Source organism: Pseudomonas sp. GW456-L13, assembly GCF_017350115.1.
GTDB lineage: Bacteria > Pseudomonadota > Gammaproteobacteria > Pseudomonadales > Pseudomonadaceae > Aquipseudomonas > Aquipseudomonas jessenii.
Genome location: NZ_JACNAS010000001.1, coordinates 810,122 through 835,098, shown reverse-complemented (window position 1 = coordinate 835,098; position 24,977 = coordinate 810,122). Strand labels below are relative to the sequence as shown.

21 protein-coding genes are annotated in these 24,977 nt (G+C 61.4%); 9 read left to right on the top strand and 12 right to left on the bottom strand.

Annotated elements, in window-relative coordinates; genetic code table 11:
- Nucleotides 1-3: 3 nt before the first annotated feature.
- From J4D25_RS03595 to J4D25_RS03580, 4 genes are all read left to right on the top strand, one after another.
- On the top strand, nt 4-972 hold the full coding sequence (locus J4D25_RS03595) for a DHH family phosphoesterase (RefSeq protein ID WP_057715270.1): 969 nt from the start codon (nt 4-6) through the stop codon (nt 970-972).
- A gap of 189 nt (nt 973-1,161) precedes the next feature.
- Nucleotides 1,162-1,983 (top strand): ABC transporter substrate-binding protein, encoded by an 822-nt coding sequence (locus J4D25_RS03590; protein WP_057715269.1) that lies wholly within the window; start codon nt 1,162-1,164, stop codon nt 1,981-1,983.
- Complete coding sequence (locus J4D25_RS03585; RefSeq protein WP_057715268.1) at nt 1,980-2,825, top strand: amino acid ABC transporter permease; 846 nt, start codon at nt 1,980-1,982, stop codon at nt 2,823-2,825. The genes J4D25_RS03590 and J4D25_RS03585 overlap by 4 nt, the downstream gene beginning before the upstream one ends.
- 34 nt (nt 2,826-2,859) lie before the next feature.
- A complete protein-coding gene (locus J4D25_RS03580; protein ID WP_057715267.1) occupies nt 2,860-4,242 on the top strand; it encodes an LLM class flavin-dependent oxidoreductase in 1,383 nt (460 codons plus the stop codon).
- A gap of 1,255 nt (nt 4,243-5,497) precedes the next feature.
- Here the strand turns inward: J4D25_RS03580 and J4D25_RS03575 are convergent.
- The 7 genes from J4D25_RS03575 to J4D25_RS03545 form a co-directional block, all read right to left on the bottom strand.
- The gene (locus J4D25_RS03575) at nt 5,498-6,970 is read right to left on the bottom strand and encodes an aldehyde dehydrogenase family protein (protein WP_057715266.1); all 1,473 of its coding nucleotides are present in this window, start codon (nt 6,968-6,970) and stop codon (nt 5,498-5,500) included.
- The gene (locus tag J4D25_RS03570) at nt 6,963-7,790 is read right to left on the bottom strand and encodes an ABC transporter permease (RefSeq protein WP_057715265.1); all 828 of its coding nucleotides are present in this window, start codon (nt 7,788-7,790) and stop codon (nt 6,963-6,965) included. The genes J4D25_RS03575 and J4D25_RS03570 overlap by 8 nt, the downstream gene beginning before the upstream one ends.
- A gap of 1 nt (nt 7,791) precedes the next feature.
- Complete coding sequence (locus J4D25_RS03565) at nt 7,792-8,709, bottom strand: ABC transporter permease (protein WP_057715264.1); 918 nt, start codon at nt 8,707-8,709, stop codon at nt 7,792-7,794.
- 31 nt (nt 8,710-8,740) lie between these two features.
- Nucleotides 8,741-9,883 (bottom strand): PotD/PotF family extracellular solute-binding protein, encoded by a 1,143-nt coding sequence (locus J4D25_RS03560; RefSeq protein ID WP_057715263.1) that lies wholly within the window; start codon nt 9,881-9,883, stop codon nt 8,741-8,743.
- Between the two features lie 39 nt (nt 9,884-9,922).
- Nucleotides 9,923-11,038: an ABC transporter ATP-binding protein gene (locus J4D25_RS03555; RefSeq protein ID WP_057715262.1), complete on the bottom strand. Its 1,116-nt coding sequence runs from the start codon at nt 11,036-11,038 to the stop codon at nt 9,923-9,925.
- A 358-nt stretch (nt 11,039-11,396) separates the two neighbouring features.
- Nucleotides 11,397-12,221 (bottom strand): response regulator transcription factor, encoded by an 825-nt coding sequence (locus J4D25_RS03550; protein ID WP_057715261.1) that lies wholly within the window; start codon nt 12,219-12,221, stop codon nt 11,397-11,399.
- Nucleotides 12,222-12,392: 171 nt separating this feature from the next.
- A complete protein-coding gene (locus tag J4D25_RS03545; RefSeq protein ID WP_057715260.1) occupies nt 12,393-13,613 on the bottom strand; it encodes an MFS transporter in 1,221 nt (406 codons plus the stop codon).
- 133 nt (nt 13,614-13,746) lie between these two features.
- On the opposite strand from J4D25_RS03545, the gene J4D25_RS03540 reads away from it, so the two are divergent.
- Entirely contained in the window at nt 13,747-14,520 is a 774-nt protein-coding gene (locus J4D25_RS03540; RefSeq protein WP_057715259.1) for a helix-turn-helix domain-containing protein, read from the top strand.
- Between the two features lie 53 nt (nt 14,521-14,573).
- On the opposite strand, the gene J4D25_RS03535 is transcribed toward J4D25_RS03540, so the two are convergent.
- The gene (locus J4D25_RS03535; protein ID WP_057715258.1) at nt 14,574-15,920 is read right to left on the bottom strand and encodes a 2-hydroxycarboxylate transporter family protein; all 1,347 of its coding nucleotides are present in this window, start codon (nt 15,918-15,920) and stop codon (nt 14,574-14,576) included.
- Between the two features lie 128 nt (nt 15,921-16,048).
- Here J4D25_RS03535 and J4D25_RS03530 point away from each other — a divergent pair, with 128 nt between their 5' ends.
- Nucleotides 16,049-16,966, top strand: coding sequence for a LysR substrate-binding domain-containing protein (locus tag J4D25_RS03530; protein ID WP_057715257.1), 918 nt, complete (start codon nt 16,049-16,051; stop codon nt 16,964-16,966).
- A gap of 150 nt (nt 16,967-17,116) precedes the next feature.
- On the opposite strand, the gene leuD is transcribed toward J4D25_RS03530, so the two are convergent.
- Entirely contained in the window at nt 17,117-17,725 is a 609-nt protein-coding gene (gene leuD / locus J4D25_RS03525) for a 3-isopropylmalate dehydratase small subunit (RefSeq protein WP_057715256.1), read from the bottom strand.
- 3 nt (nt 17,726-17,728) lie between these two features.
- Nucleotides 17,729-19,150 carry a 3-isopropylmalate dehydratase large subunit gene (leuC, locus tag J4D25_RS03520; protein WP_057715255.1) on the bottom strand — a complete coding sequence of 474 codons (1,422 nt, stop codon included), beginning with the start codon at nt 19,148-19,150 and terminating at the stop codon, nt 17,729-17,731.
- 250 nt (nt 19,151-19,400) lie between these two features.
- Here leuC and J4D25_RS03515 point away from each other — a divergent pair, with 250 nt between their 5' ends.
- Nucleotides 19,401-20,024, top strand: a complete 624-nt coding sequence (locus J4D25_RS03515) for an NIPSNAP family protein (RefSeq protein WP_057715254.1) — start codon at nt 19,401-19,403, stop codon at nt 20,022-20,024.
- A 33-nt stretch (nt 20,025-20,057) separates the two neighbouring features.
- Here J4D25_RS03515 and J4D25_RS03510 read toward each other — a convergent pair whose 3' ends face one another.
- Nucleotides 20,058-20,972 (bottom strand): LysR family transcriptional regulator, encoded by a 915-nt coding sequence (locus tag J4D25_RS03510; protein ID WP_057715253.1) that lies wholly within the window; start codon nt 20,970-20,972, stop codon nt 20,058-20,060.
- A 105-nt stretch (nt 20,973-21,077) separates the two neighbouring features.
- Between J4D25_RS03510 and J4D25_RS03505 the strand changes: the two genes are divergently transcribed.
- Both J4D25_RS03505 and J4D25_RS03500 read left to right on the top strand, forming a co-directional pair.
- Nucleotides 21,078-22,817, top strand: a complete 1,740-nt coding sequence (locus tag J4D25_RS03505) for an amidohydrolase (RefSeq protein WP_057715252.1) — start codon at nt 21,078-21,080, stop codon at nt 22,815-22,817.
- A gap of 85 nt (nt 22,818-22,902) precedes the next feature.
- Nucleotides 22,903-23,643, top strand: a complete 741-nt coding sequence (locus tag J4D25_RS03500) for a TorF family putative porin (protein WP_057715251.1) — start codon at nt 22,903-22,905, stop codon at nt 23,641-23,643.
- A gap of 46 nt (nt 23,644-23,689) precedes the next feature.
- Here the strand turns inward: J4D25_RS03500 and J4D25_RS03495 are convergent, their stop codons facing one another.
- Complete coding sequence (locus tag J4D25_RS03495; protein ID WP_057715250.1) at nt 23,690-24,976, bottom strand: FAD-dependent oxidoreductase; 1,287 nt, start codon at nt 24,974-24,976, stop codon at nt 23,690-23,692.
- Nucleotide 24,977 lies beyond the last annotated feature (1 nt).

Below are 24,977 nucleotides of genomic sequence, written 5' to 3'. Positions count from 1 at the left end.
CAGATGAACACAATCGATCACTGCGCTTTCAACGGCGATGCCGACGGTCTGTGCGCCCTGCAGCAGTTGCGCCTGGCGGGTGAACTGGATCCGCAGGTGCGCCTGGTCAGCGGGGTCAAGCGCGACATCGAGTTGTTGCGCCGGGTCCAGGCCGGGCCCGGCGAGCGGGTCACGGTGCTGGACGTGGCCCACGAGCAGAACCGCGAGGCCACCCGGCGCCTGCTCGACGCCGGCACCCGGGTACGCTACTTCGACCACCACTTTGCCGGTGAACTGCCGCAGCATCCGGCATTCGAGTCCTTCATCGACACGGCCGCCCAGGTGTGTACCAGCCTGCTGGTCAACACCTACCTGGACGGGCGTCATCACCGCTGGGCGGTGGCCGCCGCCTTTGGTGACGGCCTGGCCGGCCCGGCCCGGGTGCTGGCGGCGCAGCATGGCCTGGCCGACGATGAGGTGCATGCCCTGGAGGAACTGGGCCTGCTGCTCAACTACAACGCCTATGGCGACAGCCTGTCGGACTTGCACTTCGAGCCGCTGGCGCTGGCCGCCGAGCTGCTGCCTTACCACGACCCGCTGGACTTCATCCGCCACAGCACAAGCTTCACCACCCTGCGCACCGGCCACGCCGCCGACATCGCTGCAGCCGCAGGCCTTGAACCCTGGCACGAGGGCCGGGGCGCGCAGCTGTACCGCCTGCCCGCGCAACCCTGGGCGCGGCGGGTCAGTGGTGTGCTGGCCAACCAGCTGGCGGCCGGTGCGCCACGCAAGGCGATCGGCTTGCTCAGCGCCAGGGCGGATGGCGACTGGGCGTTCAGCCTGCGGGTACCGGAAGAGGCCGGGCTGGCGGCGGATGCCTTCTGCCGGCAGTTTCCCACGGGGGGCGGGCGCAAGCGTGCTGCCGGGATCAACCGTCTGGTCGACGCGCAATTGAAGGAAGTCGCCGCACGCCTGCTCGATTGCTATCGCTGAAGAAAGAGCAACGCCCGGACCGGATCTGTCGGGGTGTTGCTTGCCACCAAGAGTCAGCGGTTCAAGCACCTGAACCGCTTGATCCAATATAGCTTGAACGCAGTCTTATATTCCATAAAGCTAGTACAAACTATTTTTATAGTGCGTTTTAATCTATTCAGTATTTTGAATCGATTGGAGCACTTGTCTGTGAAAACTAAGGCGCTTTTACCTTTTGGCTTGGCATTACTGGCTACCTGCTCGACGGCTTTGGCGGGCGCAACTCTGGATCGCGTAACCAGGAGCGGGGAGCTGACCGGCGTTCTGATGGAAAGCTATCCGCCATTCTCCTTTCTCAATGAACAGAACCAACTGGACGGGTTTGACGTCGATGTCGCCAAGGCCGTTGCGCAACGGCTAGGGGTGAAGCTGAAGCTGCAGACTCCGTCTTGGGATGTCATCGCTGCCGGCCACTGGAACGGACGATATGACATCTGCGTCTGCTCGATGACCCCGAGCAAGGCACGGGCCGAAGTGTTCGACTTTCCGGTGGCGTATTACCAGTCACCGGCGGTGATCGTGGTCAATGCCAAAGACAAGAACATTGTCACGGGCAAGGATCTGTCAGGTAAAAAAGTCGGCGTGATCAGTGCGTCGACCTATGAAGCCTATTTGAACAAGGATCTGGTGATTGAGGGCGCCGAGGACAAGCCGTTGAGCTATCCATTCGAAAGTGTCCAGATCGCGCCATACGACAACGAAACGGTCGCCTTCCAGGACCTGGCCTTGGGTACGGGCGTGCGCCTGGATGCCATGGTCACCAACCTCATCACTGCTCGCGAACGCATCGCCCAGGATCCTCGCTTTAAAATTGCCGGCGACACGCTGTATGCAGAGCCCAACGTGGTAGCGATCGAAAAGGGTGATCCGCAATGGAATGCCAAAGTCACTGAGGTCGTGACCCAGCTCAAGGCCGACGGCACATTAAGCAAGATTTCACAGAAGTGGATCGGTGCCGATATCAGCCAATGACAGCCCTCAATCCACACCCGGCCAAGACGGCTGTCGCCCCCGAAACCGAGACGCATCGTTTCAGCCCGCTACCTGGTTTTCGCACTCGCCTGTATTTGACCTGGGCAGTGCTGTTTGGCCTGTGCGTCATGTTTTTCATGAGCTTCGATCTGAAGTTCTCGATCATTGCGCAGAAGTTGCCCAATCTGGTCGGCCTGCATTTGGGGCCTGACGGTTTCTTGCAAGGCGCCGCGCTGACACTGTTCCTGTGCTTCTGTTCGATCTGGCTTTCGTTGCTCCTTGGCTTCGTGACGGCACTGGCGCGCCTGTCTCGCAGTGCAGTGGCCTTCGGCGTTGCCAGTTTCTATGCGTCTTTCTTTCGCGGTACTCCACTGTTGATCCAGATCCTGCTGATCTACCTGGGGCTGCCGCAGTTGGGTGTCGTGCCGGGCGCCATCAGCGCGGGAATCATTGCGCTGTCGCTCAATTACGGTGCCTACCTCAGCGAGATTTTTCGTGCCGGCATCATGGCTGTAGCACCCGGACAGCGCGAAGCGGCGATGGCTCTGGGGCTGGGGCCGGTGGCAACGTTCCTGCACATCGTCCTGCCGCAAGCCATGCGCACGATCATTCCCCCGACAACCAGTCAGTTCATATCAATGCTCAAGGACTCATCGTTGATATCGGTGATGGGGGTCTGGGAAGTGATGTTCCTGGCGCAGTCGTACGGTCGCTCGTCTTATCGCTACATCGAAATGCTCACCACCGCAGCCGTTATCTATTGGCTCCTGTCCATTGGACTGGAGTTGATACAGAACCGTCTTGAACGCCACTACGGCAAAGGTTTCAAGCATCAGCGCTGACCCGTCCGTTTAATGACTTTTTACAGGTACTACGATGTCCGATCCAAAACCTCTGTTGTTTGCGTTATACGAGCAAGCCAGCGTTGGCTGTGGCGGCGCGCCGAGCCTCTGGACGCACCCGGCCGACGAGCGACTGACCATCAACTCGCTGGGCTACTGGTCGAACCTGGCACGCATCGCCGACCAGGCTCATCTCGACATGCTGTTTTTTGGTGATGTGCTGGGTTTCTACGATGTGTTTGGCGGTAATGCCGACGCGGCCATGAAGTGGGCGGTGGAAGCACCGGCCAACGACCCGTTGATGATCATCCCGGCATTGGCCGCCGTGACGGAAAACCTCGCCTTCGGCGTCACTGTCACCACCAGTTACGAGCATCCTTTCACCCACGCCCGGCGCTTCAGCACGCTGGACCACCTGACCAATGGCCGGGTCGGCTGGAACATCGTCACCTCCTACCTGACCAGCGCCGCTCGCAACTTCGGCCTGGAGCAGATGATCAAGCACGATGATCGCTATGAACGCGCAGATGAATTTCTCGATGTGGTCTACAAACTCTGGGAAGGCAGCTGGGCAAACGATGCCGTGGTTGCCGACAAGTCTCGCCAGGTCTATGCCAAGGGCGATCGCGTGCGACCGATCAATCATGTTGGCGAGCATTATCGGGTGGCCGGGCCGCATTTGACATCCCCGTCACCGCAACGCACACCCTTGCTGATCCAGGCCGGTTGGTCAGGCCGCGGCCGCGAGTTTGCAGCCAAGCACGCCGAACTGATTTTCATCGCCAAGTCCAACCCGCTGGAGATTCGCCAGGGATTGGAAGATATATGGACGCAGGCCAGGGCACGGGGGCGTCATGCCGGGGATGTCAAATCACTGACAGTACTTCGCATCGTCACAGCCAGGACCGAGATCGAAGCCCAACGCAAATATGACGAACTGCAAAGCAACTATCACTTGCAGGCGCAACTGGTGAGCTATGCCGGTGATACCGGTATCGACATCAGCCGCTACGCGGACAGCGACGCGTTGTCCACTCACACCGAAGGCATGACTTCCTATGTGATGCGTCCTGATGGCAGTGGCAAGCCCTTGACCGCCGGCGATGTCAAACAGCGCTTTGCCAATGTCACCCGGGGCAGTGATCTGATTTTGGTGGGAACGCCGCAACAAGTGGCCGATCGGATCGAAGAGCACGCCCGTATTTCCGGCACCAGCGGCTACATGCTCAACCCGCTGATCAGCCCGGGCAGCCTTGAGGACTTCGTTGAACTGATCATTCCTGAACTGCAAAAACGCGGCTTGTATCGTACCCAGCCACAGAGCGGTACTTTCCGTTCGCGGTTACGGGACGATGGCGCCAGCCATTTACCGGATTCTGCTTACGGCGCCTCATTCCGCTTTGATAAAGGTTTTTAGGGCGGGACAGTCCTGAAAAAAAGCGGCTCTCCAGAGGCAAATGCCGGTCAGTTAAGCCCGGGACACTGTGGGAGCGGGCTTGCCCGCGAAGAGGCCGGCACATCCAACAGAGATACTGGCTGACCCACCGCTATCGCGAGCAAGCCCGCTCCCACAGTTTTGACTTTCGGTGAACGCTAATCCTGCGGTTGGTCACAATCCCTGTGGGAGCGGGCTTGCCCGCGAAGAGGCCGGTACATCCAACAGAGATACTGGCTGACCCACCGCTATCGCGAGCAAGCTCGCTCCCACAGTTTTGATCTTCAGTGAACGCCAATCCTGCGGCTGGTCACAATCCCTGTGGGAGCGGGCTTGCCCGCGAAGAGGCCGGTACATCCAACAAAGATATTGGCTGACCCACCGCTATCGCGAGCAAGCTCGCTCCCACAGTTTTGATCTTCAGTGAACGCTAATCTTGCGGTTGGTCACAATCCCTGTGGGAGCGGGCTTGCCCGCGAAGAGGCCGGCACATCCAACAGCGATACTGGCTGACCCACCGCTATCGCGAGCAAGCTCGCTCCCACAGTTTTGATCGTCAGTGAACGCCAAACCTGCGGCTGGCCACCATCCCTGTGGGAGCGGGCTTGCCCGCGAAGAGGCCGGCACATCCAACAGAGATACTGGCTGACCCACCGCTATCGCGAGCAAGCTCGCTCCCACAGTTTTGACTTTCGGTGAACGCCAATCCTGCGGTTGGCCACCATCCCTGTGGGAGCGGGCTTGCCCGCGAAGAGGCCGGCACATCCAACAAAGATGTTGGCTGACCCACCGCTATCGCGAGCAAGCTCGCTCCCACAGTTTTGATCTTCAGTGAACGCCAATCCTGCGGTTGGCCACCATCCCTGTGGGAGCAGGCTTGCCCGCGAAGAGGCCGGCACATCCAACAGAGATATTGGCTGACCCACCGCTATCGCGAGCAAGCTCGCTCCCACAGTTTTGACTTTCAGTGAGCGCCAATCCTGCGGCTAGTCACAATCCCTGTGGGAGCGGGCTTGCCCGCGAAGAGGCCGGTACATCCAACAGAGATACTGGCTGACCCACCGCTATCGCGAGCAAGCTCGCTCCCACAGTTTTGATCTTCAGTGAACGCCAATCCTGCGGTTGGCCACCATCCCTGTGGGAGCGGGCTTGCCCGCGAAGAGGCCGGCACATCCAACAGAGATACTGGCTGACCCACCGCTATCGCGAGCAAGTTCGCTCCCACCGTGTGACCTGTTTACTTCAAGTACCACCCCCAAGGCTGGTCGCTGACGTACTCGGTTACCTGTTTGACCTCCAGGTAATTGTGTAACCCCCATTGGCCCAGTTCGCGGCCGATGCCGCTGTGTTTCATGCCGCCCCAGGGGGCTTCGACGAAGGTCGGTTGCGAGCAGTTGACCCAGACGATCCCTGCACGCAACTGGTTGGCGACCCGGGCGGTGCGCTGCAAGTCCGCGCTCATCACGGCGGCGGCCAGGCCGAAGCGACTGGCGTTGGCCATTTGCAGCGCTTGCTCTTCGGTCTTGAAGCGCTTGATGCACAGCACCGGGCCGAACACTTCTTCGCGCCACAAAATGCTGCTGTGGCCAGGCTCGTCGAAAATCGCTGGCTCGACGAAGTAACCTTCGCGCAAGTGCGCCGGTCGCCGTCCGCCCGTGAGCAAACGGGCGCCACTGGCCAGGCCCTGGTCGATGAAGCCGAGCACCTTGTCGTACTGGCCCTGGCTGACCAGCGGACCGAGCAGCACGCCGGGCTGCATGCCTGGGCCAATGCTGATCTTGCGGGTTTCCTCCACCAGCCGTTCGATCAGGCGCGCAGCGATGGTTTCCTGCACCAGCAGACGAGACGTGGCGCTGCACACCTGGCCCTGGTTCCAGAAAATCCCGAACAAAATCCACTCCACGGCGGCTTCGACATCGGCGTCGTCGAACACGATGAACGCAGACTTGCCCCCCAGTTCCAGGCTGATGTTCTTGATGTCGCGGGCCGCCGCCGACATGATTTTCGCGCCGGTGGGCACGCTGCCGGTGAAGGCCAGTTTGTCCACCCCCGGATGCTCGGTGAGCGGGCTGCCGGCATCGGCGCCGAGGCCAGTGACCAGGTTCAACACCCCGGCGGGCAAGCCGATACGATCGGCGGCAGCGGCCAGTTCCAGGGCGGTCAGCGGCGTCAGTTCCGACGGCTTCAACACCACAGTGGCCCCGGCAGCCAAAGCCGGCGCAACCTTCCACGCGGCCATCAGCAGCGGGTAGTTCCAGGGAATGATCTGCCCGGCCACGCCAATCGGTTCGTGGCGGATGCGGCAGCAGAAACGCGCGTCCGGCAAGGCCAGCGGCTGATCCTGTTGCTGATCCAGTTCGCGGGCCAACCCGGCGTAATAGCGAAAACAGGCGATGGCGTCACCAATGTCCCACTGCGCTTCGGGCAAGGGTTTGCCGTTGTCGCGCACTTCCAGTTCCGCCAGCGCCTGCTGGCCACTTTCCAGTTCATCGGCCAGCGCCTCCAGCCATTGCCCGCGCTCGGCGCCGCTGGTCTGGCCCCAGCCATTGTCGAAGGCACGCCGGGCCGCACGCACGGCATGATCGACGTCTTCTTCGGTGCCCGCCGCCACGCGGTGGAAGGCCTGTTCGGTAGCCGGATCAATCACGTCCAGATAGCCGCCCAGGTCCGGGCTGACCCATTCGCCGTTGATATAGAGCTGATCACGCATGGTGCGACTCCTGGACGCCGGTGCGGCGGTTTTGCAGATGGCGGGAAGTGAACAGCAGGGCCAGCGACACGCAGATGATTACCGTGGAAATTGCGTTGATCTCCGGCGTCACGCCACGGCGGATGGAGGAAAAGATGTAGATCGGCAACGTCGTTTCGGAACCGGCAACGAAGAACGCGATGATGAAATCGTCGAAGCTGAAGGTGAACGCCAACAGGAACCCGGCCATGATCGCGGGGCTGATCTGCGGCAGGGTCACCCGCCAGAAGGTGTCCATCGGTGGCGCGTACAGGTCCGCGGAGGCTTCCAGCAAGGCCTTGTCCAGGGAATCGACGCGGCTGCGCACGATCACCATCACCAGTGCCATGGTGAAAAGCGAATGCGCGGCGATCACGGTGAAGAACCCCATGTTCAACTTCGGTACCGTTGGCAACCAGCTCGCCAGCAACGGGTTGATCAGGTCGAACAGGCTGATGAAGGCAATCAGCGTCGAGATGCCGATGACGATGCCCGGCACGATGATCGCGCAATAGGTCAGGGCATCGAACAGCATCCGCACCTTGGCGCCGCAGCGCTGCAAGCCGAACACCGCCAGGGTGCCGAACAGCGTGGCTATCACCGCCGAACTGAAGGCGATCAGCGCGCTGTTGCCCAGGGCTTCCATGATGAACGGGTTGCCGAATGCGGTGCCGAACCATTGCACCGAGCAGCACTGGAACGCCAGGCCACTGCGTCCGGCGTTGAAGCTGAACAGCACGATCAAGGCAATCGGCGCGTAGAGAAACAGGTACAGCGAGGTTGAATAGCTGCGCAGCCACATGTCACAGGCCTCCGTCGGCAGGGCGGCCGCCGTAGCGCGCCACCAGTTTCAAATACACGCCGATGATCAGCAGCATCATCGCCACCAACGTCATGGCCAGCGCACTGCCGAACGGCCAGTTGCGCGATTGCAGGAACAGGTCGACCAGCGCGTTGCCGACAAAGAACACTTTGCCACCGCCGAGAATGGCCGGGATCAGGAACTCGCCCATCAGCAGGATGAACACCAGCATCACCCCGGTGATGATCCCCGGCGCGGACAAGGGCAGGGTGATGCGCCGGAAACTTTCGAAGGCGCTGGCACCGAGGTCCGCCGAGGCTTCGAGCAGGCGCTTGTCGAGTTTTTCCAGGCTGACGTAGATCGGGAACACCATCAGCGGCAGGTAGCCGTAGACGATGCCGATCAGCACAGCCCACGGCGTGTTGATCAGCCGTACATCCTCAAGACCCAGGCTGGCCAGCAGCGCCGGGATGCCCTTGCCGCTGAGGATGAAAATCCACGCGTAGGTGCGGATCAGGAAACTGGTCCAGAACGGCACGATCACCAGGGTCAGCAACAGCGAGCGGTTCCTTGTGACCTTGACCGCAAGGAAGTACGCCAATGGGTAAGCCGCCACCAGGCACACCAGGGTGCCCAGCGGCGCCAACATCAGCGTGTTGCTGAACGCCGCGCCGCGAGAACCGAGGTTCAGGTAGTTGGCCAGTGTGAAGCCACCGGCGTAACCGCCCACGGCGCTGCGCTCGCCGAAACTGAAGACCAGGATGATCACCAGCGGCATCAACAACAGCAGCAGGAACCACAGGGTCGAAGGCAAGAGCATCAGCAGGGTAATGCGCCGGCCGAGGCTGCGCCGTTGGCGAACCTCGACCGACAGGGCATGGCCCGGCTGCACCGTTTGCGGGTGGGCGGCGGCATTCATGGGTGACTCCTCATTGGCCATGGTCAAGCGATCAGGCGGACTTGAAACGCGCCATCAGTTCGGCGCGCGCCGGGCTGGTCAGCGTCGCGGCGGCACCGAACTCCAGCGGGCTCAGGGCCTCGGCGGCCGGGTACATGATCGGATCGTCGAGCATCGCCACAGGCAGCAGCGCGTCGACACGCTTGTCGCCGCTCGGGTAGCCGTGGCTCAGCACTTCCAGCTTGTTGTGCTGCGGATCGAGCAGGTAGTTGATGAACGCGTAGGCGGCATCCTTGTGCTCCGAGCTTTTGGGAATCGCGAAGAAGTCGCTCCACAACTCGCCACCTTCCTTGCCCAGTTCGAACTGCATTTGCGCATTGTCGCGGTGCAGTTGCGAAGCATCGCCGGTCCAGGACATCGCCAGCCAGGCATCGCCGCTGCGCATCGACGGCTGGATGTCGGAGTTGATCGCGAACAGGTGTGGCTTGACCTCGATCAGCAGCTTTTCGGCATCGGCCAGTTCTTTCGGGTCCAGGGAGTTGAAGCTGTAGCCAAAGCTTTTCAGCGCGTTGCCGATGGCGGTCAACTGGTAGTCGTGGACCATTGTCCGGCCACTGGCCGGGCCTTGGGCGGCGGCCCAGAATTCCTTCCAGCTGGCTGGGCCGTTTTTCAGTTTGCCGGCGTCGTAGAGCATGCCGGTGGTGCCCCAGTTTTTCGGTACCGCGTAGACCTTGCCGTCCACCGTGCCCTGGGCCATGAACTTTTGCTGGAACGCCGAGGCGTCGAAGTTGGGGATGCGCGACAGGTCCAGCGGCTCGATCAGGCCCAGGCCGACGTAGGTGCTGATGGTGTAGTTGGTCGGCACCAGCACGTCCCAGCCACTGCCGCCGGCCTGTAATTTGGCGAGCATTTCCTCGTTGGAACCGAACACGCTCATCGACACCCGGGCGCCGGTGGTCTTGCCGAAGGCGTCGAGGTTTTCCTGGCTGTGGTAGTTCGGCCAGGTCGCCAGCGACAGGCGATCACCGAGCCTGGTTTGCTCGGCGGCTTCTGCGGTGGAGGTCAGCAGGCCGGGCATGTTGGTCGCGACCACGGCGGCGGCGATCCCAAGGCCCGTGCGGCCAAGGAACTCACGGCGGCTGATCGAGCCGTTCTGCCAGCTGCGCAGGGTTTTTATAAAAGTCTTCTGGTCCATAGCACGCTCCACATCCGGTTGATGAAACGAATCGATGATTTACAACGCCATGGCCAGGCCATTGGCGTGATCCCAGCCGACGCGCACTGCCGCGCCGTGTTCGAATGCATTGGCGCCGTGATCCTGCTGGCGCGGCACCCGCACGCAAACCACGCCAAAGGCCTGGGTGCGCACGCGGTACTCGGTGGAATTGCCCAGGTAAATGCGATCTTCGACGCAGCCCGACAGCTTCACTTCCCGGGTCATCTCGGCGTTGGCCCCGGCGATGCTGATCAGCTCCGGGCGCACCGCAATGCAACCGGCGGTGTTGGCGCTCAGGGCTTTGCCGGTGGGGGTGAGGGGGCTGGTCAGTTCCAGCCCTTGCTCGGTGCGCAGCACCACGGAGTTGCCGTTGAGCTGGCGCACGGTGCCGTCGAACAGATTGGACTCACCGATAAAATCCGCCACGTAGCGGCTGGCCGGGGCTTCATAGAGTTGTTCCGGAGTGGCGGTCTGGATGATCGAACCGTTGTGCATCACGCTGATGCTGTCACTCATCGACAGGGCTTCTTCCTGGTCGTGGGTGACCAGCACGAAGGTGATGCCGACCTCGCGTTGCAAGCGCAGCAATTCCGATTGCATCTCCTTGCGCAGCTTGCGGTCCAGCGCGGCCAGTGGTTCGTCGAGCAGCAACACCGTCGGCTTGTTCACCAGCGCGCGGGCGAGGGCGACACGCTGTTGCTGGCCGCCTGAAAGCTCGCTCGGCTTGCGCTGACCGAAGCCGCTCAGGCGTACCATCTCCAGCGCTTCGTCGGCCATGCGCAGTTGCTGTTTTTTGTCAGGGCGCGGGGTGCGATAGCGCAGGCCATAGGCAATGTTCTGCGCCACGGTCAGGTGCGGGAACAGCGCATAATGCTGGAATACCATGTTCACCGGCCGCTCGAAGGCCGGCACGCCGGCAACGCTCTTGCCGGCCAAGCGGACCTCGCCGCTGGTGGGCTGTTCGAAGCCGGCGATCATGCGCAGGGTGGTGGTCTTGCCGCAGCCCGAGCCGCCGAGGAAGGAATGAAACGAGCCACGGCGCACCGCGAAATTCAGACCGCCGACGGCCTGCACCTCGCCATAGCGTTTGACCACATTGCAGAATTCGATATCGCTTGGCGGGGTGTTGTTCACGAGACGGGCTCCCTTGCAGTGATGAATCAGTGCGTCGGGGGCCAAACTAGCAATCGGGGTTTTGCGGTGTATATATCCCTTGGGGGATAGAAGCGGATTGTCGTAGGAGCGAGCTCGCTCGCGATGGACCCAAGAGCACTGCGTTCAGCCAGTCATCACGCGTATTCGTTAACGACCATCGCGAGCAGGCTCGCTCCTACAGGGATTTGAGGTGAATACAAATTTTGTTTACACCACCGACCATTGTGGGAGCGAGCTTGCTCGCGATGGCGGTGTGTCAGACACATGGATGTTGAATGTAAGGCCGCAATCGCGAGCAAGCTCGCTCCCACAGGGGGGGGCTGCTAGCCGACAGGGATCAGGCTTGCAGCTTGAGGCCGGGGGCCTGCAACGGATCCTCCGTCAGCTCCCGAATAAACAACCCCAGCAACTCCGACTGGCTGCCAATGCCCAGCTTGGCGTAGATGTTCTTGCGGTGAATCTTCACCGTGCCGGGGCTGATGTTCAGTTGTTCGGCCACCGAGGCGCTGGAGTGGCCGCGCAGCAACAGTTGAACGATTTCCTGCTCGCGTCCGGTGAGGATGTGCGCACCGAACTGGTCGAAGGCTTCGCGGATCTTGAAGTCCAGGTCCTGCGCCGGTCGCGGTTCCTGAGCCTGACGCAAGCGCCAGGCCTCATTGATGACCTGCTCGACCACCGCTTGCGCGCACTCGACCAGTTGCATTTCGTCCCGGCTGAATGCACAGCTGGCGCTGGATCGCATCAGCGACAACACCGCCATGGCGCCACCGCCGAGGTCGACGAAGAACGCCACTTCCTCGGCCAGTCCGGTTTGCTGGTAATAGGTCAGGAAGTACTCGCCGAGGTAGAAGTGGTCGGGGGCGAACTGGCGCAGACGCCACAGCCCCGGCGCCTGCCCACGGGTACAAGCCAGGTAGAACGGATCGAGCAGGTAAGGCCCGCACTGATAGTCGTCGACATACACCGCCCGCTTGTCCGCAGAGAACGTATCGAACAACGCCAGTGGCCGGTGATTGCCTTCGTAGACAAACAACACGAAATGATCGACCGGGCAGATTTGCCGAAGCCAATGGCTCAGCCCCGACAACCGCCCATGCCCGGCAGGCAGGTCGAGCAGGTGGGCGACACCGGTGGTCCAGAGTTTCAGTTCCTTGGGGCGCATGGCGGCTACAGGCAGAAGAGGATGGCCTGTGGATGCACAAAGTACGCCATGGCGGTATTGCCCGTGTGAAGCGCGGCGGTTGGCGGTGCGTCGTGGCAAAGACGCACCGCAACAGGGCTTGGTGTTACCGAGTGCTACAGGGCAGGTATCAAAAATGATCGGCTGAATCCTTTAGCGAGCACTCCGGGTCGAAGGCAACAGGATCGTCAGAATCCCCAGCAACGGCAGGAACGAACACAAGGTGTACACGTACTCGATGCCATGGATATCCGCCAGGTGCCCCAGCAGCGCGGCACCGATCCCGCCGAAGCCGAACATCAGGCCGAAGAACACCCCGGCGATCATGCCGACGTTGCCGGGCACCAGTTCCTGGGCGAAGACCACGATGGCCGAGAACGCCGAGGCGAGGATGAAGCCGATGATCATGCTCAGCACGCCGGTCCAGAACAGGTCGACGTAGGGCAGGGCGAGGGTGAAGGGCGCGGCGCCGAGGATGGAAAACCAGATCACCTGCTTGCGGCCGATCCGGTCGCCGATCGGGCCACCAAAGAACGTGCCCGCCGCGACGGCGCCAAGAAACAGGAACAGGTACAGCTGCGAACTGGCCACCGACAGGTCGAACTTCTCGATCAGGTAGAAGGTGAAGTAACTGGTGAAGCTGGCCATGTAGAAGTATTTGGAAAACACCAGCAGCGCCAGCACCACCAGGGCGAATGTCACCCGCCGTTTCGACAGGCCGTGGGTGGCCTTGCTGCCTTGCTTGAGCTTGAACAGGTTCAGGTGATTGCGATACCAGCGGCTCAGGCCGTACTGCACGAGGATGGCAAACACCGCGAACAGGCCGAACCAGGCGACGTTGCCCTGGCCGTACGGAATGATGATCGCGGCGGCCAGCAATGGGCCGAAGGCGCTACCGGCGTTGCCACCGACCTGGAAGGTCGACTGCGCCAGGCCGTAGCGACCGCCCGAAGCCAGGCGCGCCACCCGCGAGGTCTCCGGGTGAAAGGTCGACGAACCAACCCCCACCAGTGCCGAGGCCACGAGAATGGCCGGGAAGCTGCCGACCATCGACAGCATGAGAATACCGATCAGGGTGCAGACCATGCCGGCCGGCAACAGCCACGGTTTGGGATGACGGTCGGTGTAGAAACCGATCCACAGTTGCAGCAGCGAAGCGGTGAGCTGGAAGGTCAGGGTGATCAGGCCGACCTGGGTGAAACTCAGGCCATAACTGGCCTTGAGCATCGGGTAGATCGACGGCAGCACGGCCTGGATCAGGTCGTTGATCAGGTGCGCCAGCGCACAGGCGCCGATGACGCGCATGACCAGGGGGCTGGCCTGGCTGGCCACCGAAGCGGTGGGTGAGGGGGAGCTCAGGGTAGTGGTCGACATAGGCGAGTTTCCGGATAAAAACGCGAACTGCGAACGCAAGGCGCAGCCAATTTCAGGGTTCGGCGTTATCCTAGGGGCCTCAACGGCGCCCGTCTCGCGCAACTCGGGCGTGGACCATCGCAAAAAGGGCGTCATGATCAAACCATTGCAGACATTTCTCGCGGAGATCGACCAGGGCGGCTGGAGCGTTCGCAGCAGTGCGACCGACTACCCGGAAAACTGGTTCATCCCGCCGCACTCCCATGAAAAGCATCAACTGATCTATGCCATCGAAGGCGTAATGGTGGTGCACGCCGCCACCAGCCAATGGACGGTGCCGCCGAGCCGTGGCATCTGGATGCCGAGCGGTGAAGTGCATTCGATTCGCTGTGTGGGGGCGATCAAGATGCGCAGTGTTTTCGTGCACCCTGACGCGAGCCCGGATCTGCCTGCCGAAACCCGGGCGGTGAGTGTTTCCGCATTGCTGAGTGAGTTGATCAAGGTCTCGGTCGATTTCGATTTCGCCTGCAATCCGGACTCGCGGGAAGCCCGGGTGCTGCGGCTGATCCTGGATGAGCTGACGATCCTGCCGACCTTGCCATTGAACCTGCCGCAGCCCGCCGACCAACGTATCAACCTGATTTGTAGTGCGTTGCAGCGTGACCCTGGGGATGGCTCGACGTTGTCGGACTGGAGTGCCCGGTTGAGCCTCGACGCCAAAACCATCCAGCGCAGGTTTCGCAAGGAAACCGGCATGACTTTCGGCCAATGGCGCCAGCAAGCGCGACTGCTGTTGGCGCTGGAACGGATAGCCGTCGGGGAGAAGATCATCGACATCGCCGGGGAGCTGGGATACGACAGCCCAAGCGCATTCACGACCATGTTCAAGAAGCAGTTCGGCAAGACGCCGAGCGATTTTTTCAAGTGATGGAAAGGGTGTTCTCTTGCACAAGAGAACACCCTTGGGTCACCGGCACCGCGTCAAACAAAAAGCCGCAACAGTATCGTCGCCAGAATCACCGTCGAGGCACCGCCAATGCGCGTGGAGATCTGCGCGAACGGCATCAGCGACATGCGGTTGGAAGCCGACAGGATCGCCACGTCTCCGGTGCCGCCCAGGCCGCTGTGACAGCAGGTCACGATGGCCGATTCGATGGGGTACATCTTCATCAGGTTGCCGATGAAGAAGCCGGCTACGGTCATCGACACCACCACCGAGACGCATACCAGCACGTAGCCGACCGAGAACACTTTCACCACACTGTCCAGCGGCACGTAGAGCATGCCCAGGCCGATCATCACCGGCCAGATGAACGCCGATGACACCAGTTTGTAAAAGCTGTTGGCGCCTTTCTCGAGTTTTTCCGGCAGCACCCGAAGGTACTTAAACAGCACCGCCGCGAGGATCATCATCACCGGGCCGGGAATGCCCACGACTTTTTCCAGCAGGCCGCCGAGGACGAAGAACGCGCAGATTACCAGCACCCCTGCACCCATGACGCGGAAGTCGACAATAGTGCCTGTGTCTTCCTTGACCAGGAATTGGTCATTCTCGTCCTTGGCGCGAATCAGCGAGCCTTCGCCATTGATGGTCGGGCGCTTGAGGGCCAGGCGCGCCAGGTAACCGGCACAGATGATCGCCACGATGTTGCCGACCACGGCGGCGGGCGCCAGTTGAGCCACGTAGATATCCGGCGTGCCGCCGAGGATTGCCGAGTAGGCCAGCGACAGGGGCAGTATCCCTTCGCCGATCCCGCCGCCAATGATCGGCACGATGATGAAAAAGAACGTGTGGTGGAAGCTGTAGCCGACCAACTTGCCAACGATCAACCCGCTGGCAACGGCGGCCAGGGTGCCGACGAGCAAGGGAATGAACATCCGCAGCATGCCCTGGACCAGAATGAAACGGCTCATGCCCAGAATGCTGCCGACCACCAGGCTGGCGATCACGAAGTAAAGGAAGTTGGCTTCTTTCATCAGCATTTTGGTGGCGTCGATCGTCGCCGGTCCGAAGAAGCCGTAGAACACCAGGATCGATGGCAGCATCAGGCACAGGATGGCACCGCCGCCGATTTCCTTGAGGATCGGCAGGCGCGAGCCCATTTGGCCGAAAAACACGCCCATGGTCATGATGACGGCGAGCCCGCCGATCATGTTCTTGGGCAGGAAGCCCAGATGGGCCGAGAGATAAACGATGACCGCGATGCCGAGAAAGATCGGCAGCGGGATGACGCCGATTTCGTAGGCGCACAGGCTGCGCAGGCGTTGCACAAATCCGCCGTCGGAGGCGGTTTCGATTTTCAGGGATTGTTCATAGGGCTTGTTCATGTCGCGCTTTCCTCATGTTGTTTTTATCGAGGATTCAGAAACCACGGTTGGCCGGGGATGGATTGCCACTCGGTAGATCGATGGTATCCTTCGCTAATAACGCAATAAACAGCGAAAGTATGAGGCGTATGAACACGAATCGTGATCAATTTCCCTTGCCTGAAGACCTCAAGGTGTTCCTCACCGTCGTTCGAAAAAACGGCTTCGCCAGCGCCGCCGAGGAGCTGGGGTATTCACCGGCCTACATCAGCAAACGCATCTCCGTGCTGGAAACCACGCTCTCGACTCGGCTGCTGCACCGCACCACACGGCGCATCGCGCTGACTGACGACGGCGAGCGGGTGCGGGTGTGGGCGGAGAAGTTGCTCGGTGACTTCGATGACTTCGTCGGCGAAATATCACAGGCGCGGCAACAGCCGATGGGTTCGCTGCACATCTGCAGCAGCTTCGGTTTCGGGCGCAACCATGTGGCACCGGCGATCTGCGAGCTGTCGCAAACCTATCCCAGGCTTGAATTGCGCCTGGACGTGTTTGATCGCGTGGTCGACATCGTCGGCGAGGGCTTCGATCTGGAAATCCGCGTGGGTGATGACCTGCCGGGCCAGCACCTGGGACGCAAACTGGTGAGCAACCGGCGGGTGCTGTGTGCGACGCCCGAATACCTGGAGCGCAGGGGTGTGCCGCAATCGCTGGCGGACTTGAAAGACCACGATTGCCTGGTGCTCAAGGAACGCAACAACGCGTTCGGCGTGTGGAGCCTGACGAAGGACGGGCAGGAAGAATCGGTACGCGTCAGCGGGCCGTTATCGTCCAACAACGGTGAGATCGTGTTGCAGTGGGCCCTGAGTGGCGGCGGGATCCTGTTGCGCTCGATGTGGGATGTGAAGCCGATGCTGGAGCAGGGGCGACTGGTGCAGGTGCTGCACGATTACACCCAGAGCGCCAACGTCTGGGCGGTGTACCCGACGCGGTTGAGCCAGTCGGCCAAGCTGCGGGTTTGCGTGGAGTTTCTCGAGGAATACTTTCGTCATCTTTCGGTTGAATGAACCACCGGCATCTGCATTTTTGTAGGAGCGAGCTCGCTCGCGATGGTCGTTAACGATAACGCGTGTTTACTGGTTAAACGCGGTGCCGTTGAGTCCATCGCGAGCGAGCTCGCTCCTACAGAGCATTAGATCCGCCGCCGGGGTTTTGCATCAGCCCAACCAGGGATTTTCCGCCAGATGCCGGGCCTCGAAGCTGCGAATCTGTTCGGCGCGTTGCAACGTGGTGCCAACGGCATCCAGCCCCAGCAGCAATGATTGCTTGCGCAGTTCATCGATCCCGAACGGGATCACGTTGCCGTCTGCCAGTTCGATGGTTTGTTCCGGCAGATTGACGCTGATTCGAGCCGTTGCCGGGTTGCTGGTCAACGCGGCAATCTGATTGAGTTGAACCTCGGTCAGCTGGATCGCCAACACGCCATTGCGTTGGCAATTGTCGTAGAAAATACCGGCGAAGCTGGTGCCGATCAGGGCGCGTATGCCGACCTGTTTCAGCCCCCAGACCGCATGTTCGCGGCTCGAACCACAGCCGAAATTGGGACCCACCACCAGGAACGCAGCGTCGTTCCAGGCCGGCTGGTTGAGGATGAACCCGGGATTGGGTTCGCCGGACTCAAGGAACCTCAAGTCAAAGAACAGACCCTTGTCCAGCCCCTTGCGATCAATCCCTTTGAGGAACTGCTTGGGCATGATCACGTCGGTGTCGATGTTGGAGGCCAGGAGCGGGGCGGCGCTGCCGCTGACGAAATCGAAAGGTTGCATGGTTCAAGCCTCCAGCGCGAAGGTGCGCACGTCGGTCAGGTGCCCGGTAATCGCTGCGGCGGCGACCATGGCCGGGCTCATCAAATGGGTGCGCGCACCGGCGCCTTGGCGGCCTTCGAAGTTGCGGTTGGTGCTTGAGGCGCAGCGATCACCGGGGGCGAGCACGTCGTCATTCATGGCCAGGCACATCGAGCAACCCGACTGGCGCCATTCAAACCCGGCGTCGAGGAAGATCTGCGCCAGTCCTTCGTCTTCGGCCTGATGACGTACCAGGGTCGAACCGGGCACGATCATCGCCCGCACGTGCGACGCCACCCGTTTGCCGCGCACGACGCGGGCGACGTCGCGCAGGTCTTCGATGCGCGCGTTGGTGCATGAGCCGATGAAGGCGTGGCTGATCACCACGTCGCTGAGCGGCATGCCCGGTGTCAGGCCCATGTAGTTCAGAGCGCGTTGCATGCCCTGACGCAGGATCAAGTCAGGTTGCGCGGCCGGGTCCGGCACATGCCCGCCCACCGATGCGGCCTGATCGGGGCTGGTGCCCCAGGTGACCATGGGTTCGAGCGCCGCGACATCCAGGGTGACTTCGCGATCGAACACCGCACCTTCGTCGCTGTGCAGGCCGCGCCATTTTGCGACGGCCTGTTCCCACAGTTGGCCTTGGGGGGCACGGGGTTTGTGTTGCAGATAAGCAAAGACCTTGTCATCCGGGGCCATGAACGCGCCTCGGGCGCCCGCTTCGACGGCCATGTTGCAGATGGTCATGCGCGCTTCGACGCTGAGGTCGCTGATCGCCGGGCCGGCGAACTCGATGGCATAGCCGGTGGCACCGGAAGCGCCGATTTTTTCGATCAGGGCCATGATGATGTCCTTGGACGTCACGCCCGTACCGAGTACACCGTTAACCGTCACGCGCATTGTCTTCAGGCGCTTGTAGACCAAGGTTTGCGAGGCCAGCAGGTGTTCGATTTCCGAAGTGCCAATGCCGAAACCGAAGGCACCGAGGGCACCGTAGGTAGTGGTGTGGCTGTCGCCGGCGGCAACGACCATGCCGGGCAGGATAAAGCCTTGTTCGGGGGCCACGACGTGCTCGATGCCCTGGCGCTTGTCCAGCACGTCGAACAGTTCGATACCGAAGTCGCGGCAGTTTTCTTCGAAGTAAGACACCTGACGAGCGCCGCCAGCGTCCGGCATGGCGGCAGTGCGTGTCGGTACCGTGGGATTGACGTGGTCGACGACCGCCAGGGTCGCGCCCGGGCGCCAGGCTTTGCGACCGGCTTCGCGCATGCCACTGAAGGCTTGCGGGCTGGTGTATTCGTTGGCGACCTGGCGGTCGATGTACAAAAGCACGTGGCCCTGATCGTCGAGGGCGCATACGGTGTGGCTGTCGATGTGTTTTTGGTAGAGCGTTCTGGGGCTGTGCATGGAGTGGGCTCTTGTTGTCATGCGAGATCACGGAAATGTACCCACAGCATATTCGTCGCCATTCCTGCATCAAGCGCCATTAAGTGAAGGCATTGAACACGATCTGTGAATTACCGGGCGCTGCTCAACGTAAAGAAACTACCTAGAACACTGCGGCAAATACCTTTGCCTATGGGGTTCGTCTCAATATCCCGCTGGTGGGGGCTGCCCTAGGCTGTGTGGTTTTGGCAAACCGGTGGGCGGAGTTGTTATGCGTTTGTTTGAACTGATCACTTTTACCGTGCGGGTGCGCACGGTTGCGCAAGCGTTGGCGCAGATCGAGGCGGCGCTGGACGACCCGAAAGTTGGCGGCACGTTGATAGGCTGCTGGGCTTCGGAGATCGGTCAGTTGAACCAGATTGCCGTGCTGCGTGGCTATGAGGACGAAAACCTGAGGCAAGCCGAGCGCGAGCGTTTCCTGCTGGGGGGTGGGGCGTTTGGCATCAACGAGTTCATCACCGATCTGCGCATCGAAAACTACACGCTGTTCCCCTTTCTCGAACCCTTGAGCGCCGGTCAGCACGGTCCGTTCTATGAACTGCGCGTCTACGACCTGGTCAGCAGCGGCTTGCAACCCACCCTCGACGGCTGGAGCAAAGCCATCGAAGCGCGAACCGCCGAACAGTATTCGCCGGTGTACGCAGCGTTCTACGCCACCGACGGCGCGCTGCCGCGCTATCTGCACATCTGGCCATGGACCACTTTGGAACAGCGCCTGCAAGTACGCACCCAAGCGGTCGCCGACGGCGTCTGGCCGCCGGAAAACTCCGGCCCGCAACTGCGCGACATGCGCTCGACGATCTACCTGCCTGCAACGTTCTCGCCCTTGCAATGACCAAAGCACGGTTTGACTGGCCGGATGCCCGCCTCAATGCAACGCCTGCTCGTCCAGGTACTCGTTCAGGCACTCGATGAACGCCTGATGCTTGCGCGTGTGGCGTCGGTGCGCCGGGTAAATCACATGGATTTTCCGGCCAAACTGCTCAGGGTCGAGGTCAGCGTCCGGTAGCAGTTGCACCAGTTCGCCGCGCCTGAGGTAGGGCGCGGCGCTCCACTGCGGGCAGAACTGCAAACCCCGGCCGGCCAGCAGGGCGCCGAACAGGAAGTCATAGTTGTCGCTGCTCAGCCGGGGTATCGGCTGGGGGATTCGTTTGCGTTCGCCTTCGTGCTCCAACCACCAGTAATGCGGGTTGAGGGCGGGATGACGAAACAGCAGCCAATCATGTTGATTGAACGTGTGGGGTTGAACCTCCAGCGGGTTGCGTTGCAAGTAGCGGGGGCTGGCGCACAAGAGGATGCGGTTGGCGGTCAGTGGGCGGGTGATCAGGTCGGGCAGTTCCACCGGGCCGTCTCGCACCGCCAGGTCGAACCGGCCTTCGACCAGGTCGACGAACTCATCGCTCAGCACCACGTCCAGGCGCATCTGCGGGTAGCGCTCGAGAAATCGACAGCACACCGCATTGAGAAAGGCCGGTGCGAAGGAGGGTGGGGCGGTCACGCGCAGCAGGCCATACATTTCCCGCTGCAACTGGTCGATGTCCTCTCGGGCTTGCTGCAGTTGCGTGAGCACTTGCCGCGAACTGGCGAGGAAAATCTCCCCGGCCTCGGTCAGCGCGATGCGTCGCGTGGAACGCTCGAACAGGCGCGTGCCCAATTCCTCCTCCAGGTGGGTGATGGCCCGGGTCAGGGCCGAGGTGGTCTTGCCCAATTGCGAGGCGGCGCGGGTGAAACTGCCCTGGTCGGCGGTTTCGACAAACATCGCGATGGCGCTGAGTTGGTCCATGCAGTGTTTCCTGTTTGGAAAGTATGTGTTGCGTGGGCCGAGTATTCTTTACTGCCGCCCGGTTCGCTAGTCTCTCGGCATTCTTACAAGAAAAGGTGCGGGACGATGAAGCGAATACTCCAGTCGGCATTGGCCATGGCTATTGGTCTTTCCTCTATGGAAAGCATGGCGGCCGCCGATCTGATTTTGCATAACGGCAAAGTCTTTACCGCCGAGCAAGGCAAGGCCCTGCAACAGGCAGTGGCCGTGGAGGACGGAAAAGTCGTCAAGGTCGGCAGCGACGCCGAGGTGCTGGCCCTCAAGGACCCCGGCACGCAAGTCATCGACTTGCAGGGCAAGGTGTTGATGCCCGGCCTTATTGACACCCACAGCCACGCGGTGTTTGGTGGGATGAAGCTCAAGTCCGCCGACCTTGAGACACAAATGCTGCCGTTCGACGAACTGGAGCAGCGCTTGCGCGAGTGGCGCGACAACGGCAAGGCACGGCATGGCGACATCCTGGTCGTCGGTGGAACACCCTCGACCTACTGGAGCCAGGTGGCGGAGTTTGAAAAGCGCTTCAACCAGGGCGAGTGGGCGGGCACGCCGATATTGTTCGTCGGTTGGGATTACCACACCGGTTGGGCCAACAAGGCCCTGCTCAAACGCGCCGGTATCGATGCCGAGCGGGTCAAGGCACTCACTGGCGAAGCGGTGGCGACCATCGGCCACCATGACGACAACACTCCCAATGGTTTCGTCGCCGATGCCGGTCTGTCGGCGGTGATGTCGCAGCTGCCGCCCGCCAGCCTTGAGCAATTGATCGGCGCGGCGCAAGCGGCCCGCGATCTTTACCACAGCCTGGGCGTGACGGCCCTGATGGACCCGGCGGCCAACGCGGTGCCCGGGGATGCGTTGTTCGACTTCAAGCCCACGGTGAAAAATGTCGGGGTGCTGCCGGCCTACAAGGCGTTGGCGGACAAGGGCGAACTGCGTATGCACGTGGCGGCCTTGATGGTCGTAAACCCCAAGAGCAAACCCGCCGACCTAGAGGTCATGGAGCAGGTCCGCCAACAGTTCGCCGACGTCGACAATCTCAGCCTGCCGGGCATCAAGGTGTTTGCCGATGGCGTCGCCGAGTTTCCGGCACAAACCGCATCGTTGTTGTCGCCCTACAAGAACTCGCTCAAGGGCGGCGAATTGCTGATCGACCCGGCGCACTTCGGCGAATTGGTGGGGGCCGCCGATGCCCGCGGCTGGCTGGTGCATGTGCATGCCATCGGTGATCGTGCGGTGCGTGAATCCCTCAATGGCATCGAGCAGGCGCGTCGCGAAGGGCACAACAAAGTGGTCCACTCCATCACCCACTTGCAGATGGTCAACCCCAAGGAATTCACCCGGTTCAAGCCGCTCAACGTCATCGCATCGATGCAGCTTTACTGGGCATCGGCAGACGAGCTGAGCATCGACTTGCTGCAGCCTTACATCAATGCCATGCAATTTCAGTTCATGTACCCGGCGCGTTCGTTGCTCAAGAACGGCGCGACCATTTCCGGGGCCAGCGACTGGCCGGTGTCGACACCGGATCCGTGGAAAGCGATCGGGCAAGCCATCAGCCGTAAAGGCCCCAAGGGTGTGCTGAACCAGGCAGAAGCCATCGACCGCGAAACCATGTTCAACGCCTACACCCGCAACGCCGCGAAAACCATTGGCCTGGAGCAGCAGATCGGTACGCTGACCCCTGGCAAGCAAGCCGACATGATCGTTGTCGATCGCGATGTGTTCAGTGCGCCGGAAACGCAACTGGCCGACACCCAAGTGCTCAAGACTTACTTCGCCGGCCGCGAAGTCTACAGCCGCCCGTAACTCCCCTCTGTTCGCCCACCCTTTGCCCAGTCGGCAAGGGGAGGGCGAAGCCTTGCCAACTCAATAATAAGAAAGGACCTGAAACATGCATCGCCCTGCATTGACCCTGTTTGTCGCCTGCACTTTTTTGCCGCTGGCCGCCCACGCCATTACGCTGAACGATGACTTTCAACTGATGCTCAAACCGGCGGTGGTCAGCGACTACCGCAGCCGTGGCTTGTCGCTGACTCTGGGCGACCCGGCGGCGCAACTGGACGCCACACTGCTGCACAGCAGCGGCGCCTACGCCGGGGTCTGGACCTCCAATGTCGATTTCGGCCTGAACTATAAAACCCGGTTGGAGCAGGATTTCTACGCGGGCTTCTTCAAGCAGATCACCGATGACGTCAGTCTCGACCTGGGCTACCTCAAGTACACCTACGCCAGGCAATCGGACTTCAACCAGAGCGAGGTCTACGCCATCGTCAAAGCCTATGGCTTCAAGTTCGCCAGTTACTACTCCAACGATTTGCAGACTTTCGTGGGCAAGGACCAGGACACCCTCTACACCTGGCTGGGCTACAGCTACGCGCTACCGGCGGACACGGGACTGGAGGTGCGCTATGGCCGATTCGATTTCAAGGATGACGTGTTCATTGCCGGTAACGGCGATGCCCGCGGCGACTATCACGAGTGGGAGGCTCGGCTGACCCATAGCGCCGTGGGCGTCGACTGGGCGGTGGCCTACATCGACACCGATCTTTCCGCGCACGAGTGCACTAGCTACTACGGCTATGGCGACGTGTGCACCGCCACCGTTGTGGTCAGCGCCAGCAAGACCTTCTGATCGAGGTGCGCTAGCGTCCTGATCAGAAGGTTTTCGGTGGGTTCATTCAGAAACGATCCAGCCTGTACGGCGCAGTCGCCGGCAGGCTGTAGGGCAGGGCTCCAGTCAAGGGCGAGGCCATTTGCGCGATCATTTCCGCTGTGACCGCCGCCTGGGTCAACCCCAGATGCTGATGACCGAAGGCAAGCAGGACCTTGCCGTCGCACACCCGATCGATGATCGGCAGGGAGTCGGGCAAGGACGGCCGGAAACCCATCCACGGCGTGGCGGCTTCAGCACTCAGGTCGCGTTTGAACAGGCCTTTGCTCAGGCGGTGCAACTGCCAGGCGCGTTCCATGGTCGGTGGGCAGTCGAGACCGGCGAACTCGACGGTGCCGGCCAGGCGTAGCCCGTCAGCCATCGGCGTCATGATGAACTTGCGCTCCAGTGAAGTGACGGCGAACGGCAAGCGTTCGTGCTCGTGGGGCAGCATCAGGTGATAGCCGCGCTCGGTGTCCAGCGGCACCTTCTTGCCGGTCAATGCAGCGGTGAGTTTGGCGGAATGGGCGCCACAGGCAACCAGCACGTGTCGACTGCTGACGCGTCCTTGATCGGTGATCAACGACACGCCGCTTTCATTCAATTGCCCACCCTCGACCCGCTGCTTGAGGAACTGCACGCCACTGCTTTTGGCCGCGTGCACCAGTTCGCCGACCACCTGGAAGGGATCGAGAAAATGCCCGGTGCGCGGGAAGAACAATCCGCCCCGGAGCTGCTCGCTGAGTTGCGGCGCCGCATCGCGTACCGCCTTGGCCCGCCAGTAATCCACCGGCACTTGTTGCTGGCGCATGCGCGCCTGTAGCGCTTCGATGGCCTGTTGCGAGTCGGCGCGCTCGAACACCAGCAACGAGCCGTCTTCCTTCAGCAACTGGGGACGTTCGATGGTCTCCAGCAACCGGTGCCAGGCCCCCAGGCTGCTTTCATTGAGCGCGCGGATGCCGGCCACGGTGCGCTGGAACGGCGCCGGTCGCAGGTTGAGCAACAGGCGTGCGAACCAGGGCAGGGCCCGGGGCATGTATTTCCAGTCCAGGCGCAGCGGGCCCATCGGGTCCATGAGCATGGCGGGCAGGCGTTTGAGGATCGACAGGTCGGCGATGGGGAACACCTGCTCGGTGGCCAGGTGCCCGGCATTGCCGAACGAGGCGCCACGACCGGGCTCCTGCTGATCGATGACCACCACCCGCCTGCCCTGGCGCGCCAGGCGCAGGGCGCAGGCGACGCCGATGATCCCGGCGCCGATCACGGCAACGTCCGCCACTGCATTGGGGCTGTTGAAAAGGGAGTCGTTGGACATG

Coding starts and splice junctions, on each gene's coding strand:
- J4D25_RS03595 (WP_057715270.1), top strand. CDS start 4: ATGAACACAATCGATCACTGCGCTTTCAACGGCGATGCCGACGGTCTG.
- J4D25_RS03585 (WP_057715268.1), top strand. CDS start 1,980: ATGACAGCCCTCAATCCACACCCGGCCAAGACGGCTGTCGCCCCCGAA.
- J4D25_RS03580 (WP_057715267.1), top strand. CDS start 2,860: ATGTCCGATCCAAAACCTCTGTTGTTTGCGTTATACGAGCAAGCCAGC.
- J4D25_RS03575 (WP_057715266.1), bottom strand. CDS start 6,970: ATGCGTGATCAGCTCTATATCAACGGCGAATGGGTCAGCCCGGACCTG.
- J4D25_RS03570 (WP_057715265.1), bottom strand. CDS start 7,790: ATGTGGCTGCGCAGCTATTCAACCTCGCTGTACCTGTTTCTCTACGCG.
- J4D25_RS03565 (WP_057715264.1), bottom strand. CDS start 8,709: ATGAATGCCGCCGCCCACCCGCAAACGGTGCAGCCGGGCCATGCCCTG.
- J4D25_RS03560 (WP_057715263.1), bottom strand. CDS start 9,883: ATGGACCAGAAGACTTTTATAAAAACCCTGCGCAGCTGGCAGAACGGC.
- J4D25_RS03550 (WP_057715261.1), bottom strand. CDS start 12,221: ATGCGCCCCAAGGAACTGAAACTCTGGACCACCGGTGTCGCCCACCTG.
- J4D25_RS03545 (WP_057715260.1), bottom strand. CDS start 13,613: ATGTCGACCACTACCCTGAGCTCCCCCTCACCCACCGCTTCGGTGGCC.
- J4D25_RS03540 (WP_057715259.1), top strand. CDS start 13,747: ATGATCAAACCATTGCAGACATTTCTCGCGGAGATCGACCAGGGCGGC.
- J4D25_RS03535 (WP_057715258.1), bottom strand. CDS start 15,920: ATGAACAAGCCCTATGAACAATCCCTGAAAATCGAAACCGCCTCCGAC.
- J4D25_RS03530 (WP_057715257.1), top strand. CDS start 16,049: ATGAACACGAATCGTGATCAATTTCCCTTGCCTGAAGACCTCAAGGTG.
- leuD (WP_057715256.1), bottom strand. CDS start 17,725: ATGCAACCTTTCGATTTCGTCAGCGGCAGCGCCGCCCCGCTCCTGGCC.
- leuC (WP_057715255.1), bottom strand. CDS start 19,150: ATGCACAGCCCCAGAACGCTCTACCAAAAACACATCGACAGCCACACC.
- J4D25_RS03515 (WP_057715254.1), top strand. CDS start 19,401: ATGCGTTTGTTTGAACTGATCACTTTTACCGTGCGGGTGCGCACGGTT.
- J4D25_RS03510 (WP_057715253.1), bottom strand. CDS start 20,972: ATGGACCAACTCAGCGCCATCGCGATGTTTGTCGAAACCGCCGACCAG.
- J4D25_RS03505 (WP_057715252.1), top strand. CDS start 21,078: ATGAAGCGAATACTCCAGTCGGCATTGGCCATGGCTATTGGTCTTTCC.
- J4D25_RS03500 (WP_057715251.1), top strand. CDS start 22,903: ATGCATCGCCCTGCATTGACCCTGTTTGTCGCCTGCACTTTTTTGCCG.
- J4D25_RS03495 (WP_057715250.1), bottom strand. CDS start 24,976: ATGTCCAACGACTCCCTTTTCAACAGCCCCAATGCAGTGGCGGACGTT.